Origin of the sequence: Micromonospora sp. NPDC005205, from assembly GCF_040608275.1 — a bacterium.
Classification (GTDB): Bacteria; Actinomycetota; Actinomycetes; order Mycobacteriales; family Micromonosporaceae; genus Micromonospora.
Window position 1 is genome coordinate 200,893 of the sequence record NZ_JBEXHV010000003.1, and the last position, 15,598, is coordinate 216,490.

At 73.5% G+C, this 15,598-nt stretch carries 14 protein-coding genes and 1 riboswitch; of the genes, 7 read left to right on the forward strand and 7 right to left on the reverse strand.

What is annotated here, in order from left to right; all coding sequences use genetic code 11:
* Positions 1-44 precede the first annotated feature (44 nt).
* Positions 45-1,010: an RNA polymerase sigma factor SigJ gene (gene sigJ / locus ABZU43_RS08325; protein ID WP_355005827.1), complete on the forward strand. Its 966-nt coding sequence runs from the start codon at positions 45-47 to the stop codon at positions 1,008-1,010.
* Between the two features lie 25 nt (positions 1,011-1,035).
* On the opposite strand, the gene ABZU43_RS08330 is transcribed toward sigJ, so the two are convergent.
* A complete protein-coding gene (locus tag ABZU43_RS08330) occupies positions 1,036-1,542 on the reverse strand; it encodes a DUF402 domain-containing protein (RefSeq protein ID WP_355005828.1) in 507 nt (168 codons plus the stop codon).
* Between the two features lie 104 nt (positions 1,543-1,646).
* On the opposite strand from ABZU43_RS08330, the gene ABZU43_RS08335 reads away from it, so the two are divergent.
* Positions 1,647-3,851 (forward strand): ATP-dependent DNA helicase, encoded by a 2,205-nt coding sequence (locus ABZU43_RS08335; RefSeq protein WP_355005829.1) that lies wholly within the window; start codon positions 1,647-1,649, stop codon positions 3,849-3,851.
* A gap of 117 nt (positions 3,852-3,968) precedes the next feature.
* Here ABZU43_RS08335 and ABZU43_RS08340 read toward each other — a convergent pair whose 3' ends face one another.
* Positions 3,969-5,279, reverse strand: a complete 1,311-nt coding sequence (locus ABZU43_RS08340; protein ID WP_355005830.1) for an AI-2E family transporter — start codon at positions 5,277-5,279, stop codon at positions 3,969-3,971.
* 160 nt (positions 5,280-5,439) lie between these two features.
* On the opposite strand from ABZU43_RS08340, the gene ABZU43_RS08345 reads away from it, so the two are divergent.
* Entirely contained in the window at positions 5,440-5,778 is a 339-nt protein-coding gene (locus ABZU43_RS08345) for a co-chaperone GroES (RefSeq protein ID WP_091402887.1), read from the forward strand.
* A 120-nt stretch (positions 5,779-5,898) separates the two neighbouring features.
* Complete coding sequence (locus ABZU43_RS08350; RefSeq protein WP_167337262.1) at positions 5,899-6,066, forward strand: hypothetical protein; 168 nt, start codon at positions 5,899-5,901, stop codon at positions 6,064-6,066.
* Between the two features lie 275 nt (positions 6,067-6,341).
* On the opposite strand, the gene ABZU43_RS08355 is transcribed toward ABZU43_RS08350, so the two are convergent.
* A complete protein-coding gene (locus ABZU43_RS08355; RefSeq protein ID WP_355005831.1) occupies positions 6,342-7,832 on the reverse strand; it encodes a PrsW family intramembrane metalloprotease in 1,491 nt (496 codons plus the stop codon).
* Between the two features lie 23 nt (positions 7,833-7,855).
* Positions 7,856-7,976: riboswitch (SAM riboswitch) on the forward strand.
* A 46-nt stretch (positions 7,977-8,022) separates the two neighbouring features.
* Here ABZU43_RS08355 and ABZU43_RS08360 point away from each other — a divergent pair.
* A complete protein-coding gene (locus tag ABZU43_RS08360; protein ID WP_355005832.1) occupies positions 8,023-9,282 on the forward strand; it encodes an aminotransferase class V-fold PLP-dependent enzyme in 1,260 nt (419 codons plus the stop codon).
* A gap of 24 nt (positions 9,283-9,306) precedes the next feature.
* Here the strand turns inward: ABZU43_RS08360 and ABZU43_RS08365 are convergent, their stop codons facing one another.
* Positions 9,307-10,542, reverse strand: a complete 1,236-nt coding sequence (locus ABZU43_RS08365; protein ID WP_355005833.1) for an FUSC family protein — start codon at positions 10,540-10,542, stop codon at positions 9,307-9,309.
* Positions 10,543-10,648: 106 nt separating this feature from the next.
* On the opposite strand from ABZU43_RS08365, the gene ABZU43_RS08370 reads away from it, so the two are divergent.
* Positions 10,649-11,305, forward strand: a complete 657-nt coding sequence (locus ABZU43_RS08370) for a metal-dependent phosphohydrolase (RefSeq protein ID WP_355005834.1) — start codon at positions 10,649-10,651, stop codon at positions 11,303-11,305.
* On the opposite strand, the gene ABZU43_RS08375 is transcribed toward ABZU43_RS08370, so the two are convergent.
* Entirely contained in the window at positions 11,277-11,561 is a 285-nt protein-coding gene (locus tag ABZU43_RS08375) for a DUF4031 domain-containing protein (protein WP_355005835.1), read from the reverse strand. The two genes, ABZU43_RS08370 and ABZU43_RS08375, sit on opposite strands and share 29 nt — an antisense overlap.
* Before the next feature lie 67 nt (positions 11,562-11,628).
* Between ABZU43_RS08375 and ABZU43_RS08380 the strand changes: the two genes are divergently transcribed.
* Complete coding sequence (locus ABZU43_RS08380) at positions 11,629-13,029, forward strand: FAD-linked oxidase C-terminal domain-containing protein (RefSeq protein WP_355005836.1); 1,401 nt, start codon at positions 11,629-11,631, stop codon at positions 13,027-13,029.
* A 10-nt stretch (positions 13,030-13,039) separates the two neighbouring features.
* On the opposite strand, the gene ABZU43_RS08385 is transcribed toward ABZU43_RS08380, so the two are convergent.
* Entirely contained in the window at positions 13,040-13,576 is a 537-nt protein-coding gene (locus ABZU43_RS08385; RefSeq protein WP_355005837.1) for a hypothetical protein, read from the reverse strand.
* Positions 13,577-13,664: 88 nt separating this feature from the next.
* A complete protein-coding gene (locus tag ABZU43_RS08390) occupies positions 13,665-15,530 on the reverse strand; it encodes a glycerol-3-phosphate dehydrogenase/oxidase (protein WP_355005838.1) in 1,866 nt (621 codons plus the stop codon).
* Positions 15,531-15,598: the final 68 nt, after the last annotated feature.

Here is a 15,598-nt window from a genome sequence, read left to right on the forward strand (position 1 = left end):
GGGAGGATGTAGTCCGGGACGCCGACCGGAAGGGGTGGTGGGTCGTGCGGGAGCTGGCGACGGAGTTCGAGGCCGAGCGGGGCCGGTTGCTCGCGGTGGCCCACCGGATGCTGGGCAGCCGCAGCGAGGCGGAGGACGCCGTACAGGAGACCTGGCTGCGCTACGCCGGGGCGCTGGCCGACCCGGCGGCCCGCGCCGAGATCAGGGAGCTGTCCGCCTGGCTGACCACCACCTGCGCTCGGATCTGCCTGGACGTGCTCCGCTCGGCCCGGGTCCGCCGGGAGGCGTACCCGGGGCAGTGGCTGCCGGAGCCGGTGGTGAGCCCATTGGGCGGCCGGCCCCCGGCCGACGGCTACGCGCCCGACCCGGCGGAGCGGGCGGTTCGCACCGACGAGGTCGGCACGGCGCTGCTGGTGGTGCTGGAGCGGCTCGCGCCGGAGCAACGGGTCGCCCTCGTCCTGCACGACGTGTTCGCACTGCCGTTCGCCCGGGTCGCGGGGGTGCTCGGCACCACCGAGGTGGCGGCCCGGCAGCTCGCCTCCCGGGCCCGGCGGGCGGTCACCTCGCCGGACGTCCCCCGGCACACCGCCGACCCGGCCGAGCAGCGTCGGGTGCTCAAGGCGTTCGTCGCAGCCACCGAGTCCGGCGAGTTGGATCAGCTGCTTCAGGTGCTCGCGCCGGACGTGGTCTTCGTCGGCGACTCGGGCGGGCACTTCCCGGCCGCCCGCTGGCCGGTGCTCGGCGCGGACCCCGTGGCTCGCCTCACGCTCGGCCTGTTCGGCCGGACCGGCCGGTACACCGGCCGGGTGCTGGCTCGACCCGTGCTCGTCGACGGCATTCTCGGCCTCCAGCTGGAGACCACGCACAGCGACGGGCGACCGATCCGCCTGGTCACCGCGTTCGCTGTCGACCAGGGCCGGATCAGCGCCATCTACAACCAGCTCAACCCGGAGAAACTGACCGACCTGCCGCCACTGGGCGCCGACGACGGCTGGCCGCCACGCTGGTGAGCCGGCCAGACCGGCCCGTGCGGCCTCAGACCACCAGGGCCAACCACTTGCGGTACGCGGTGGCGAACGGCTCGGTGCCGTCGCCGAGCGCCCTCAGCAGCCGCTGTGCCGCAGCCTCGGCCTCGGCCACCACGTCGTCCGGGTAGCCGAACCGGGCCCGGTGCTCGGCGAACTCGTCCTCGTCGAGCAGCTCCACCAGGCCGGTGGCCCGACGCCTGACGACATCCAGATCCAGGTCGATCAGGTGGACCGTGTCGTCGGACTCCCAGCGGGCCGGGGTGGTGATGTCGCAGTAGACCTCGCTGGTGCGGGGCGGGGGGTTGAACATGCCCGTCCACCAGGCGCGGTGTGGCACCAACAGCACGAACGGGATCTTCTCCACCGAGGGCCGGCCGTGGTAGACCGACTCGGTGCCCTCGGGCACGCCGAGCCAGACGCCGAGATCGTCCTCGGTGAGTCGACGGGCCGGGTAGTCGCGGTGGGCGCTGCCGTCGTACTTGCGGTAGATCACTCGGACCATGTCGCTCGGCATGATTCGCACCCTAACCGATACAGCCCAACGCGTCGTAGCGTGGCCGTAACCGGACGGGGTCGACCGCGACACCCCGCCCCGGTCGGCATCGCGCCACGCGGCGGATGGGCGCGGTCGGTGTCGGCGGCGCCGGGTACCGTCGCACGGTGACTCCGCCCCGCACCGCCACCGGTTCCGCCACCCCGTCGGCCCGTGCCAAGGGCCGGCGGCGGGGTGCCCGACCCAGTGGCACCGAACTGCTGGCGGCGGCGGTCGGCGCGGTGCCCGGCGGCGCGGAGCGCCCCGGCCAACTGCAGATGACCACGGCGATCGAGGAGTGCGTGGCCGGCGGCGAGCATCTGCTCGTGCAGGCCGGCACCGGCACCGGCAAGTCGCTGGCGTACCTCGCGCCGGCGCTCACTGTGGACGGTCCGGTGGTGGTCTCCACTGCCACCCTGGCGTTGCAGTCGCAGCTGGTCGACCACGACCTGCCCCGGCTCGCCGACGCGGTCGAGCCGGTGCTCGGCCGTCGGCCCACCTTCGCCGTACTCAAGGGCCGCCATCACTACCTCTGCCTCGCCCGACTGGACAACTCCACCGAGGAGGAGCCGGAGGACACCCTCTTCGACGCCCCCGCGGCGCGCCCCGGCGGCGGGGTGAAGTGGCTCGGTGAGGCGGGCCGGCTGGGCAAGCAGGTCGAGCGGCTGCGCGACTGGGCCGAGAAGACCGCCACCGGCGACCGGGACGAGCTGGACCCGGGCGTCGAGGACCAGGCCTGGCGGCTGGTGTCGATGCCGGCCCGCGAGTGCGTCGGCGCGGCCCGTTGCCCGTTCGGGCAGGAGTGCTTCGCCGAGGCGTCGCGGGCCCGCGCCCGGGAGGCCGACATCGTGGTGACCAACCACAGCCTGCTCGCTGTCGACATGCTCGCCGACCGGCACATCGTGCCGCCGCACAAGCTGCTCATCGTCGACGAGGCGCACGAGCTGGCCGACCGGGTCTCCTCCGCCGCCCAGGCGGAGCTGGTGCCCGAGCTGATCGACCGGACCACCCGGCGGGCCCGTACGCTGCTGCGCCCGGAGACCGCCGAGGCGCTCACCGCCGCCGGGGACGCCCTCGCGGTCGGGCTGGCCGAGGCGCCGGCCGGGCGGATCACCGCGGGGCTGCCGACGCCACTGCGGGAGGCGTGCACGCTGCTCGACGCGGCGACCCGCTCCGCCCTGGACGCGATCGGCGACATCAAGGCCGACGACCCCGACCCGGTCCGTAAGCAGCAGGCCAAGGCCGCCCTGGACGAGCTCTCCACCACCGCGCAGCGGCTACTGGAGGAGGGCGACCACGACGTGGCCTGGGTGGAGAAGAACGACAGCGGCAACCGCCGGGCGCTGGTGGTCGCGCCGCTGTCGGTGGCCGGCACCCTCGCCACCCACCTGTACGACGAACGCACCGTCGTGGCCACCTCGGCGACCCTGGCGCTGGGCGGCCGGTTCGACACGGTCGCCCGCGCCCTCGGACTGGACGCGCCACCGCCCGCCCCGCCGACCCCCGCCGCGGCCGCACAGGCCGCCCGCACCGGCCCCGGCCGGCCGGCTGCCGAAGCGCCCGGCCGTCGCCTCGCCGGCGAGGTCACCCCGAACGCCGTCGTCCCGGCCACCGAGGGCCCCGGGTGGCGGTCACTCGACGTCGGTTCGCCGTTCGACTACGCCCGGCAGGGCATCCTGTACGTCGCTGCGCACCTCCCCCGCCCCAGCGTCTCCGGGTTGCCCGAGGCTGCCGGGGAGGAACTGCTCGGGCTGGTCGAGGCGCTCGGTGGTCGTACTCTCGGGCTCTTTTCCTCCCGGCGGGCCGCGCAGCAGGCGGCGGAGCTGTTGCGTGCGCGGACCGACCTGCCGGTCCTGCTCCAGGGCGAGGAGGCGCTGCCGCTGCTGGTGCGTCGCTTCCGCGAGGAGCGCGCCAGCTGCCTGTTCGGGGTGATGTCGCTCTGGCAGGGGGTGGACGTGCCGGGCGACGCCTGTCAGCTCGTCGTCATCGACCGGCTGCCCTTCCCCCGCCCGGACGAACCACTGGCGGCGGCCCGCGCGGCGGCGGTGGACGCGGGCGGCGGCTCCGGCTTCGCGGCGGTGAGCGTGCCGATCGCGGCGGTGAGGCTGGCGCAGGGCGTGGGCCGGCTGATCCGGGCGACCGGCGACAAGGGCGTGGTCGCGGTGCTCGACTCCCGACTGGAGACGGCGCGGGGCTACGGGCCGTTCCTGCGCCGCTCGCTGCCCCCGTTCTGGTACACGACCCGCCCAGAGGTGGCCCGAGGCGCCCTGGAACGCCTCGCCAAGTCCTGACCCTCGCCACGCCGCGCCGGGCCGCTCTGGCCGGCCCACGATCGCGCTACAACAAGGAAAGAGTGGTCTCCCGCTGGCGGGAGGCCACTCTTTCCTTGATCCTGCGTGATCGCGGCCCTAGGGGGCCTGGGAGGCGACGACCACGGCGTCGGGCGGGGTGTCCGGCACCCTGCGGGCGGCGAGCCGGCGGACCGCGGTGTTCAGCACCGCGATGAGCGGCACGGAGACCAGCGCGCCGGTGATGCCCGCGAGTACGACGCCGGCGGCGATACCGATGATCACCGCGAGCGGGTGTAGGGCGACCGCCCGGCCCATGATCAGCGGCTGGAGCACGTGCCCCTCGATCTGCTGCACGCCGATCACCGCGCCCAGGATGATCAACGCGGTGACCGGGCCGCTGTCGACGAGGGCCACCAGCACCGCCACGCCACCGGAGAGCGCCGCACCGACGATCGGGATGAACGCGCCGAGGAAGACCAGCGCGGCCAGCGGGAAGGCGAACGGGATGTCGAAGACGACCAGGAAGATGCCGATGCCGACAGCGTCGATGAAGGCGACAAGCACTGTCGCGCGGACGTAGGCGCCGAGCGTGTGCCAGGAGGCGCGGCCCGCGTCGTCGACCTTCCACCGGGCGGCCACCGGCAGCAGCCGGACCAGGAAGCGCCAGATCCGGTTGCCGTCGCGCAGGAAGAAAAACGTCGCGAAGAGCACCAGCAGCGTGCCGGTCAGCACCTCGGCCAGCGTCGCGGCGGTGCTCAGCGCGCCACTGGTGAATTTCGAGGTGTTGTCGTTGATCCAGGCCTGCGCCTCGTCGATGTAGCGGTCGAGTTGGGTGTCGGAGAGGTGCAGTGGGCCCGTCTTCAGCCAGTTCTGGATCTGCCGGACACCCTCCGACGACTTCTCGCTCAGCTCCGGTACACCACGGATGAACTCGTTGACCACCAGCGTCAGCGTGCCGATCACCGCGGCCAGGCCGCCGACCAGCACCACCGCGGTCGCCAGCGACCGGGGGAACCGGACTCGCAGCAGCCAGCCCACCGCCGGCGCGAGCAGCGCGGAGAGCAGCAGCGCGATGGCCAGCGGAATGATCACGATCTTGATCGTGCCGACGATCCGCAGCAGCGCCCAGGCCACCACGCCGATCACGATCAGTCGCCAGCACCACGCGGCGGCGATCCGCAGCCCGTGCGGAACGTCCGCGTCGTCCCGGCTGGAGGTGGAGCTGTGCAGGTCCACCGGAGGTTCAGCGCCGTAGACAGTGGCGCTCGGCGGCGCGGTCGGCCCCGGCACGGCCGGCGACGCCACCCGAGCCGCCTCCGACGCGTCGGTCAACGCGTCACTCACGGCGCCCTCGTCGGCAGGCGCCGACTCCTGTCGTGACTGGTAGGCGCGGCGAAGCCGCCCGCGTACCCGCTCGAAGCGGCTCAAGCGCACCTCCTGGCAGAGAAAACCGGCCCGCCGACGGCGACAGGTCGGACAGCATACGTCCGTTCCCAACACCGTAGGGCGGTTCCGCCACACAATGCCCCGACCACCTCCGGCGTAACCACCGGCCGGCCACCGTCGGCCACACGGTAGCGTCTGCGACGTGACCGCCGACAACGATCTCGACGCCGGCCTGCCGATCCGCCTGCTGCACGACCGCGTGCTGGTGCGGATGGAGGGCAGCGAGGGCGAACGCCGCTCCACCGCTGGCATCGTCATTCCGGCCACCGCAGCGGTCGGCAAGCGCCTCGCCTGGGCCACCGCGGTCGGGGTGGGGCCTAACGTGCGCGCCATCGTCTCCGGCGACCGGGTGCTCTTCGACCCGGACGAGCGCTCCGAGGTCGAGCTGCACGGCCGCGGTTACGTGCTGCTGCGGGAGCGGGACGTGCACGCCGTGGCCGCCGAGCGGATCGAGAACGACTCGACCGGCCTCTACCTCTGACGCACCTCCCTCGGCCGCTACCTCTGACGCACCTCCCTCGGCCATCAGGCCCCGTCGCGCACCGTTTGCCCAGCCGCACGACGGGAAGCCATCCGGCGACCGTGGCCCTGGGGAGGGACGATGCCGGTATTCGTGAAGAAGCTCTTGACCTGGGGCAGTGTCGCGTTCCTGATCTACTTCATGGCCTTTCGGCCGGACGGCGCCGCGCAGATGTTCCGGGCGATCGGAGCAGCGCTGATCGCAATGTTCCAGGGCCTCGGTGACTTCCTAACCTCGCTGATGACCTGACGCCCAGCCACGCCACGCCACGCCACGCCGATCATGGAGTTGTGGTGCCGGACAAAGTCCACAAGTAGTGCCAAGCCAGGCACCACAACTCCATGATCGACCGGAGTCGGCCGCGATCTTGCACTTACTGTCCTGGCGTAGAGGGCATTCCACGCTTTTCGACGACCGAAACTGCAAGATCGGCGCGTGCGAGGGCGAGGGCGGGGGCGGGGGCGGGGCGAGCAAGCCCCGCCTTGCCTTGCCGCGCTGCTTCGGTTGGGCGGTAGCTGGCGGTGTCAGGGGTGCGTTGGCGGCCAGGGAGAGGCCGGGCGCAGGCCGGGCCGACCGGGCGGGGCGTAACCCATCGGGGCCGGGGCGGGAGCCAGCACCACCGGGATCGGCACCACCGGCTCGTCCGGCGCGTCCACTGCGCGCTCGGTGCCGTCCGGGAAGCGCAGGTGGTAGCGGCTGCCGTCCCAGACCCCCGCCGGGGCCTGCGGGTCCCGACCCACGAAGAACGACCGGTATCCGGTGATCGCGTCCAGCAGTTCCCGCTCCTCGCGGGCGGTCCGCTCCTGGTCGGCGGGTTTGCGGTCCAGGCCGCGCAGCGCTCCGTCGCGCAGCAGGGCCAGTCGGGTGGCGGCGGACTGGTAACCCCGCATCGCCCGCACCCCGGCGTCGCCGGCCACCCGCCGCGCCCAACTGCGGGCTGCGTGCCGCCGGCCGAGACTGCTCAGCGCGGCCACCTCGGGCGGGCTGAGCCAGCCGGCGCGTACGTAGTCGGGCAGGACCCGCTCGGTGAGTCGCCCCTCCCAGGCGCGCAGCCACAGCGCCAGCCCCACGGTGCCGAAGAAGACCGGCACCATGAGGCCCAGGAAGCCGTACAGCATGATCATGGCCTCGCCGGTGGCCTGGGTCAGCGTGGGCAGCAGGTTCCACGTGCCGTGCAGCATCATCGCCAGCAGCAGGCCGGCGACCGGGGCGAGCACCCGGATGCGCCGGTCCGCCGTCCGGGAGGCGATGCCCAACCCCACACCGGTCATCGAGGTGAAGAGGGGATGGGCGAACCCGAACAGCAGGATCCGCAGGATGAAGATCGCGATGACCTGCTGGATGCCGGTGGCCGGGCCGTACCGGTCGGCGCCGGACGCGTAGCCCAACCCGCCCAGGTAGAGGATGTTCTCCACCATCGCGAAGCCGACCGCGGCGAGCCCGCAGTAGACCAGGCCGTCGGTGATCCCCGACCACTCGCGCCGGCGGAACACCAGCAGCAGGATCGGGCCCAGCGCCTTGGTCAGCTCTTCGATGAACGGCGCCACCAGTACCCCGGTGAGCGCCGACGGCAGGCCCCAGTCGGCGAAGCGGTTGGCCGCGAAGTCGTTGACGGTGAGCGAGGCGGCGGTGGAGACGAACGCCCCCCAGGCGAAGCAGAAGATCAGATACTTCAACGGCTCCGGTTCGTACCGGTCCAGCCAGAGGAAGCAGCCGACCAGCACCGGCACCGGCAGAATGGCGGCGACCACCCCGATCAGCAGGGCCTGCGCACCGAGCGACTGGCCGAGCGTGAAGACCATGAAGACCGCGCACGCCGCGATCAACAGCACCACCCCGGCCAGCACCAGGAACCGCCGCCAGCCCAGTCGGCGCAGCGGCATTCGCGGCGTCTCACCCATGGGAGGGCCGGCGGGCGCGGGCGGGGCGGCGGGCGCAGGCGGCAGCGGTGAACCGGGCGGGGTGTCGGCCATGCGGTCAGCGTAGCCATCCGCCGCCGGCTGGTTCGGTCGCATCGGTAGCCGCTATGCTGCCGGCAGGTCACGAGCGCCAGCGTCAAGCCCCGGCTTGCTGGCCGGCAACCCTCGTCGAGTTCGCGGTGGGGTGCCCCGGGTGATGACCGGGCCCAGCCCGATCGGTGTGCTGGGCAAGCGCGGACCCCGTCCCGATGTCGCACCCGGGGTCCCTGACCCCGGAGGTTCCGGCGTGTCCGTCACTCTCGTACCCTCGCTGCCCAGCCTGCCCACCGTGCCGTCCGCGTCGCTCGACGTCCTCGGCGTGCCCGGCGAGATCAACCTGGACTACGCGGCCACTGCGCCGTGCGCACGGGCCGCAGCCGACGCGGTGGCAGAGCTGCTGCCCTGGTACGCCAGCGTGCATCGCGGAGCGGGAGCGCTGTCGCGGCGCTGCACCCTCGAGTACGAGCAGGCCCGGCAGACGATCGGGGACTTCTTCGGCGCTCGCGCCGACGATCATGTGATCTTCACCCGCAACACCACCGACGCGCTCAACCTGCTGGCACGGGCCGTGCCGGCCGGCACCACCGTTGTCACATTCGCCGGCGAACACCACGCCAACCTGCTGCCCTGGCCGCGCGGGTCGGTGCGGCTGCCGGTGCCCAGCGACCCCGAGGGGGCGGTACGCGATCTCGCCGCCGCCCTCACCGAGCTGCGCCGGGGCAGCAGCCCGGCGTTGCCGGTGCTGGTTGCGGTGACCGGTGCGAGCAACGTGACGGGTGAGCGGTGGCCGGTCGCCGAACTGGCGCGGGTGGCGCACCGGCACGGTGCCCGGATCGTGCTCGACGCCGCGCAGCTCGCCCCGCACGCCCCGGTCGACCTGCTCGCGCTCGACGTCGACTACCTGGCCGTGTCCGGCCACAAGCTGTACGCGCCGTTCGGCGCGGGCGTGCTGATCGGTCGCGCCGACTGGCTGGACGCCGCCCCGCCCTACCTGGCCGGCGGTGGCGCCACCAGCCACGTCGGGCCGGCCACCCACGACGTGACCTGGGCGACCGGCCCGGCCCGACACGAGGGCGGCACCCCGAACCTGCTCGGAGCGGTCGCGCTGGCGGCGGTGTGCAGGGCGCTCGACGAGGCGGACCAGGGCGCGCTGGCCGCCCACGAGCAGGCCCTGCTGGCCCGGCTACGGACCGGCCTCGCCGCCCTGCCGCACGTCGTCGAGCTGCGCACCTTCGGCCCGGACGCGCCCCGGGTCGGCATCGTCTCGTTCGTGGTCGCCGGCTGGGACTCCACCGAGGTGGCCACCCGGCTGGCCGCCGAGCACCACATCGGCGTACGGGACGGGTTGTTCTGTGCCCACCCCCTGGCCCGGCGTCTGCTCGGCGAGGCGGCGGGGCGTACCGGCCGGCGGGACCTGCCGTCCACCGCGCTGCGGGCCAGCATCGGGCTGGGCAGCACGGCCGACGAGGTGGACCGGCTGCTCGCGGCCCTGGCCGAACTGGCCTGAGGCTCGCCCGGCGGTCGTTCCCGCTCAGCCGACCGGCGGGGCGGTGGGTGGCTTCGGCGTCTCGCCGGGCTCGGCGGGCTCACCGACCGGGCGCTCCTGCTCCCCGAAGGCGGTGCGGATCCACCGGTTCGCCTCCTCCTGCTCGATGCCGGAGGCGACAAGCAGGTCGCTCGCTGTCGTCCGGATCTGGGCGATCACCACGCTGCCGGAGAACCCCACCCCGGCGCCGTACGCCCGGCTGGACTCGCTGACCGCCCGCAGCGACCGCTCCCGGGCCTCCTCCGGCTCCTCACCGGCGGCGAACTCGTGCTTGAGCAGCCGGACCGACTCGGCGAGGTGACCGATCGCGTCCGGCATCGGATCGGGTACCGGTTCCTCGTCCTCGACCAGCGTGACGGACCGGCGGATCAGGGTGCCGCTGTTGCGCATCGCCCGGTCGATCGGGTCGGCGGCCTCGGCGTAGTGGGTCAGTTCGTCGCGGCGGTGCCAGCGGGCCGGGGAGAGGGTGGCGGTCTCCTTCGCCCCCTCGATCGCCTCGCCCAGCGTGGCCAGCTCCTCCTTGTTGTTGCGCAGCCTCTCCAGTGCGGCCTGGATGGTGGCGCGGTCCCGGTTGCGCAGCCCGTCGGCGGTGGCGTCGAGCTGGGCGGCGAGCAGGTCCAGGGCGGGGCGGGCCGCCCGGTTGATCACCCGGAGTGGGTTCAGTGGCAGCAGCACCGCCGTGACCAGCAGCGCGATCCCACCGCCGAGGAACGCGTCGACGAAGCGGGGGATCTCCAGGTTCTGGGTCGACGGGCTCAGCGTCACGATCAGCACCGCCGTGGCCGCCGCCTGGATGACGATGGCCACGCTCGCTCCGGCGAAGATGGTGAGCAGGATCGCCACGGTGACCACCAGGCCGAGCTGCCACGCCCCGGTGCCGAGCAGGTAGATCAGGAGGTCGCCGACGGCCACCCCGACCCCCACCCCGACGATCAGCTCCACCGTCCGGCGGAACCGCTGACCGACCGACGCGGCCAGGGTGCCGACCGCGGAGATCGGCGCGAAGACCGGTTGCGGGTTGCCGAGCACCTTGTGCGAGATCAGGTACGCGAGCCCGGCGGCGAGCCCGGCCTGCACCGCGAGTCCGCCGGCCATCCGTACCCGGTGCAGCCGATCGTGCAGGGTGGCCCGGCTGCGGTGGCGCAGTTGCTCGGTGGCCTCGGCGATCCGTGCGCCGTCGATGTCCACCAAACCGTCGCGCAGCGCGGTACGTCGCACCATCGGCTGTCGCTTGTCCCGGGCCACGGCCATGGGCGCGACTACCCGTGGTGGCCCCGCTGAACCCTCCCCACCCGCGCGTCGCGGGCGGATGCGGCAGACTCGGGCGGTGGTTGATCTGTTGGACCGGTGGCGGGCGGCGGCCCGGGGTGCCGGCGCGAGGCCCGAGCCGGAGACCACCAGGGCTGGCGAGCAGTTGATCGCCCGCTGGCGGGAGCCGCATCGGCACTACCACACGGTGGCCCACCTGGCGGCGGTGCTCGATGTGGTGGACCAGCACGCCGACCTGGCCGCCCGGGCCGATGCGGTCCGGCTGGCGGCCTGGTTCCACGACGCGGTCTACGACCCCCGGGCCAACGGCGACGCCAACGAACGGGACAGCGCCGCGCTGGCCGAGAGCGTGCTCACCGGGCTCGGGGTGCCAGGGCCCACGGTGGCCGAGGTGCGCCGGCTGGTGCTGCTCACCGCCGGGCACGCTGTGGCACCGGGCGACCGGGACGGCGTACTGCTCTGCGACGCGGACCTGGCCGTGCTGGCCGCGCCGCCGGCCAGCTACGAGCGTTACGCGGCGGCGATCCGCCGGGAGTACGCCCACGTGCCGGAGCCGGCCTTCCGGGCTGGGCGGGCCGCCGTGCTGACCGGCCTGCTGTCGCTGCCGGCGCTGTTCCGGTCGCCACCGCTGGCGAGCCGGTGGGAAGAGCCCGCCCGGGACAATGTGCGCCGCGAGCTGGCCACCCTCACCGGGGCACCGGAGAACGCGGGTTGACCAGGTGCTTCGGCCGACGCAGGTCGGCGGCGCGGAGTAACCGGACCAGCTCCCGGCTCGGCACCACCTGGGCACCGAGCCACACCGCCGCCGCGAACCGGTCCGCCGGGATGTCGTAGTGGTCCCGGTCGAAGCCGCGTCGGGGCGCGCCGAGCGCCTCGGCGAAGACGTGCAGCTCGGCGTACGAGACGTCACTGATCAGGTGCGACCAGAGCCGACCGCGCCACGGCCAGGCCGGCCGGTCCAGGTAGAGCATGGTGCCAAGTTAACCCGCTCAGTCGATCATGTTGATGATCGCCCGGTACCGCCCTAACCTCGGCTGCATGGCCCCCACCGCGCTCCTCGACGACCTGCGCGCCGCGCTCGGTGACGACGCCGTGCTCACCGACCCGGACCTGCTGCGCCTGCACCAGCGGGACGAGGCCGACCTGTGCGCCGCCGGCGTCCCGCTGGTGGTGACCCGCCCGCGCGACACCGAGCAGGTGGTCGCCGTGATCCAGGCGGCGGCGCGGCACGGCGTACCGGTGGTGCCGCAGGGCGCACGGACCGGGCTGGCCGGCGCGGCGAACGCGGTGGACGGCGCTGTGGTGCTCAGCACCGTCGCGATGACCGAGATCCGGGAGATCGACCCGGTGAGCCGGATCGCCGTGGTCCAACCGGGGGTGGTCAACGCGGCCCTGGCCGGGGCGGTGGCGAAACAGGGCCTCTGGTACCCGCCGGACCCCGGCTCCTGGCAGTCGTCGACGATCGGCGGCAACGTGGCCACCAACGCCGGCGGCATGTGCTGTGTGAAATACGGAGTGACCACCGAGTACGTGCTTGGCCTGGAGGTGGTGCTCGCCTCCGGTGAGGTGCTGCGCACCGGCCGGCGTACGGCCAAGGGGGTGGCCGGCTACGACCTGACCCGACTGTTCGTCGGTTCGGAGGGCACCCTCGGCGTGATCACCGAGGTGACAGTGGCGCTGCGTCCCGCCCCGGCTGACTCACTGACCCTGGTGGCGGTCTTCGGATCCACCGCCACGGCCGGCGCGGCGGTGGCCGAGATCGCGGCTCGCGGGCTCACCCCCAGCCTGCTGGAGTTACTGGACCAGACCCACCTGCGGGCGATCGAGGCGTACCGACCGATGGGGTTGCGGACCGACGCGCAGGCCCTGTTGCTGGCCGCCGCCGACACCGGCTCCCGGGCGGCGGACGACCTGGCCGTGCTGGCGGAGGTGTGCGAGGCCGTCGGCGCCGACGAGGTCTACGCGGCCACCGACGCGGTGGAGGCGGCGGCGCTGCTCCAGGCTCGCCGGCTGGCCCACCCGGCCATGGAGAAGTTCGCGGCGGACGCCTACCCGGGCGGCATCGGCGGTCTGGTGATCGACGACGTGGCGGTGCCGCGCGGCGCGCTCGCCGCGCTCCTGGACGGGGTCGCCCGGATCGCGGCCGAGTGTGAGGTGCCGATCGGCGTGGTGGGGCACGCCGGGGACGGCAACATGCACCCGAACATCGTTGTCGACCGGGCCGACCCGGCGAGCGTGGAGCGGGGTCGGCGGGCCTTCGACGAGATCATGCGGCTCGGCCTGGACCTGGGCGGCACGTGCACCGGCGAGCACGGGGTGGGGCTGCTCAAGCGGGACTGGCTGGCCCGGGAGATCGGGCCGGTCGGTGTCCGGGTGCATCAGGCGATCAAGTCGGCGCTCGACCCGGCCGGCCTGCTCAACCCGGGCAAGGTGCTCTGACCGGCTGCGGTCAGCCCTTGACCTCGGCCGGGGTCGCCTGGGTGAGCAGCAGCAGGATCTCCCCGGCGACCGGCGTGAGCTCCTCGCCCGGGCAGTCCTGCGAGGTGATCAGCCCGGTCGAGGTGATGAGGCTGGACGTCAGCGCGTCGATGCAGGTTGTCCGGTACCGCCGGGCCTGATCGGTCTCGTCGGCCAGCTTCGGGTTGGCGAGCAGCACCTGGAGCCGTTCGGTCAGCTCCGGTGCGAGGGTGCCCCGGGAGGTCACGCCGTCGCCGGCGCAGTCGACGCACTGCCACGCGCCGTTCCGCTCGACGCTCAGGGTGCGCATCGGCCCGTCCTCCCCGAGCCGCTGGAGCAGGCTGACCTGACCGGCGGCGACGGTGGTGGGGATCTCCAGCTGCGAGCCGCCGCCCGCCGTGCCGGGGGTTGGTTGCGCCACCGGGGTGCTCGGCTTGTCTCCGTCGAAGAGGGAGCACCCGGTCAGGGCACCGGCGAGCGCGACGGCGAGCAAGGGTAGGAGCAGATGAGGGCGCGCGCGGGCTAGCACGCGCGGAAACCTACCCCACCGTAGGTAGCGTCCGAAACCACCATCCGGGCCGGTATCGATGGTTACCCATCGGTAACGTCGCAATTCGTCATCGAGCGGACGAGCGCAGCTCCGCCTGGTTGTCGTCGCCCCGGTCGGCCGCGTAACCCCTGACGTCCGGAGCGCCGAGACGGGCCGCGTCCGCCGTCGCGTCGTCCGGCATCAACTGGGACTGCCGCTCCGCCTCCACCCGAACCCGGTAGTGCTCGACCTCCCGCGCCCGGGTGGCCGCGTCCCAACCGAGCACCGCCCCCATCAACTCGGCGGTGTGCTCCGCCGACTCCAGCCCCCGGTGGCTGGTCTCGAACGAGATGCGGGTCCGCCGGGTCAGCACGTCCTCCAGGTGCAACGCGCCCTCGGCCCGCGCCGCGTACGCGACCTCGGCCGCCAGATACTCCGGAGCACCAGCCAGCGGGGACGCCAGCAGAGGATCGGCGTCGACCAGCGCCAGAAGGTCCAGGGTGAGGGTGCCGTACCGCTCCAGCAGGTGCTCCACCACGCCCACCGGCACGCCGTGCCGGCGGGCCAGGTCGGCCCGGTCCCGCCACATGGCCGGGTAGCCGTCGGCGCCGAGCAGAGGCAGGTCGGCGGTGCGCGACGAGCGAGCGCCACCGAGTCGGCGAGCGGCCCGGTCGACCACGTCGGACGCCATCACCCGGTACGTCGTGTACTTGCCGCCGGCGACCAGCAGCAGCCCGAGCATCGGCTCGAAGACCGCGTGCTCCCGGGAGAGCTTCGAGGTCGAGTCGGCCTCGCCGGCCAGCAGCGGACGCAGCCCGGCGTACACGCCCTCGATGTCGGCGGTGGTCAGCGGCCGTTCCAGCACGGTGTTGACCTGCTGGAGGAGGTAGTCGATGTCGCGGGCCGAGGCGGCCGGGTGGGAACGGTCCAGCCGCCAGTCGGTGTCAGTGGTGCCGATGATCCAGTGCCCGCCCCAGGGGATGACGAAGAGCACCGAACTCGCCGTACGCAGGATGAGCCCCGTCTCGCCGGTGATCGCCGAGCGGGGCACCACCAGGTGCACCCCCTTGGAGGCGCGCACCCGGATGCCGGGTCGCAGGCCGACGTCGTTCAGCATCCGGGACATGTCGTCGCTCCACACGCCGGTGGCGGCGATGACGGTGCGGGCCTGCACCTCGAACTCCGCGTCCGGCGATCCCGGTGGCGCCTCCAGGTCCCGGACGCGGACGCCGGTCACCTCGCGCGCCTGCCGGATCAGCCCGACGGCGCGGGCACTGCTCACCACTGTGGCGCCGAGGCTGGCCGCGGTGCGGGCCAGTGTGACAACCAGCCGGGCGTCGTCGACCTGCCCGTCGTAGTAGCGGATCGCCCCGGCCAGCGCGTCGGCCCGCAGACTCGGGAAGATCCGCCGGGCGCCTTCCCGGGTCAGGTGACGGTGCAGGGGCATCCCCCGACCACCGCCGAAAATCCCGGCGAAGGCGTCGTACGCGGCCACCCCGGCGCCGTAGTACGAGCGCCGGAAGACCCGGGCCGGCAGGTCCCGCAGGCCCCGCCCGGCCGGCAGCGGCACCATGATCGGCACCGGGCGTACCAGGTGCGGCGCGAGCCGGGTGGCCAGCAGGCCGCGCTCGGTGAGCGCCTCGTGGACCAGGTGGAACTCCAACTGCTCCAGATACCGCAGGCCACCGTGGATGAGTTTGCTGGACCGGCTGGAGGTCCCGGCGGCAAGGTCACGTGCCTCGACCAGCGCCACCTTCAGGCCACGGGACGCAGCGTCCAGGGCGGCACCGGCTCCGGTCACCCCGCCCCCGATGACCAGCACGTCGAAGCGCTCGGCACGAAGTCGACGCAGGTCGGACGCACGGCGGACCGGTGAGAGCTGACCGGCGACGGATCGGGAGACATTGGGGTCGCGCACCTGTCCACCGTAACCGTCGAGCCACCGTGTCGACATTCGCCGCCCGGCCCGCACCGCGCCTACCTGCTCCGGAGCGCACGACACGTCCCGCCACCCGATCCCGG